The organism is Kitasatospora sp. NPDC058492 (genome assembly GCF_042720685.1).
GTDB lineage: Bacteria > Actinomycetota > Actinomycetes > Streptomycetales > Streptomycetaceae > Kitasatospora.
The window spans coordinates 1-1,361 of the sequence record NZ_JBHXMU010000162.1 but is presented as its reverse complement, the minus strand read 5'-3'; the positions used below and the strand labels follow the sequence as shown (position 1 = coordinate 1,361).

Sequence of the window (1,361 nt, the reverse complement as noted above, 5' to 3'; positions counted from 1 at the left end):
GTGCGACACGAAGTCGCTTCGCCCAAGCAGACGACCTGCAAGAGGAAGGAGTGAACAGGTAGGCCGTCTCGGACCAGTGTCCAGGGTCCGTCCCCAGGCTCGCATGCGTCGCTGGCAACGGCGGGGTGTGAAGCCGAGCCGGTTAAGCCCAAGAGCGACCCGCGCCATCGGGTGGCAACAGGCGAAGGGGAAGGCCGGACGGGCTAATGAAAATGAACCCTTGATGACGTCCCGTTACTCCGAAGTCGCGTCGATGGCGACGTACTCGGCGACTGGTAGGACCTGGCGATGAAAGGCGCCGATCGGTCTCGCGTCCTTGGGAGATGCGGGATAGGACACCGATTGTCCCGGGGTTAAGAGGGAGCCCAACCCGGCCGCATCTTGACGAAGCGGAACGTGGAAACCCCGTTGGAGTCCGGCACTAGCCGGTAAGCCGGAGGCAACGAAGGCCCAACTCTTCAGCGGGACAGGATGATCCGAGAAGCGAATGCTGGTAGGGCGAAAGCCCGGAGGAAAACAGGGTGGGCCTCCTCACTCACCCTGCATAACTCGCCGGATACGGGACTCAGTTTCCCGGCCCGAAAGGGAGCCCACGCGGATCAGGTGGACCTGTGAAGTGAAACGGCAAGGAAGCCGGAACCGAAGGACAAGTTAGATGCCGGAGGCAGGTGTGGCAACGAAGGCAGTGACGTCGGGGTCTCCCGCTCCCGTGAACGGACCCGAGGACTACGCGCAGGCATGGCACGGCATCGACTGGGCCAAGACCGAGGCGACGGTACGGCGACTGAGGCAGCGAATCTTCACGGCAGCGAAGGAAGGGGACCTCAAGAAGGTCCGGAACTTGCAGAAGCTCATGCTGCGATCGCACTCGAACACGCTCGTGAGCGTCAAGAGGGTGACACAGCAGAGCCAAGGCCGCCGGACGGCCGGCATCGACCAGGAGGTCATCCTGACTCCGCGTGAGCGGGGCATGGTGGCCGCACAGATCTCTTCAGAGACAAAGCCTGGTCGCGCCAGACCTGTTCGGCGCGTGTACATTCCCAAAGCCAACGGGAAGCAGCGCCCACTCGGAATCCCGGTCATTCGTGACCGGATTCGCCAGGCCCGCGTGAAAAATGCGCTGGAGCCGGAGTGGGAAGCCCGGTTCGAGCACAGGAGCTACGGCTTCCGTCCGGGCCGGGGCTGTCATGACGCCATCGCGCAGATCTTCATCGCCGCAGGGAAGAAGAACGCCCGGCGGCTGTGGGTGCTCGATGCCGACCTGACAGCGGCCTTCGACCGGATCTCTCACGACCACCTGATCAGCAGCCTGGGAACCTTCCCTGCCAGGGAAGCCATCCGAGGCTGGCTGAGGGCCGGGG

General features: G+C 63.8%; 1 protein-coding gene. It reads left to right on the top strand.

What is annotated here, in order from left to right:
- Positions 1 to 655: 655 nt before the first annotated feature.
- A partial coding sequence (locus ACFWPI_RS39640) for a reverse transcriptase N-terminal domain-containing protein (RefSeq protein WP_380381128.1) occupies positions 656 to 1,361 on the top strand: 706 nt, incomplete at its 3' end.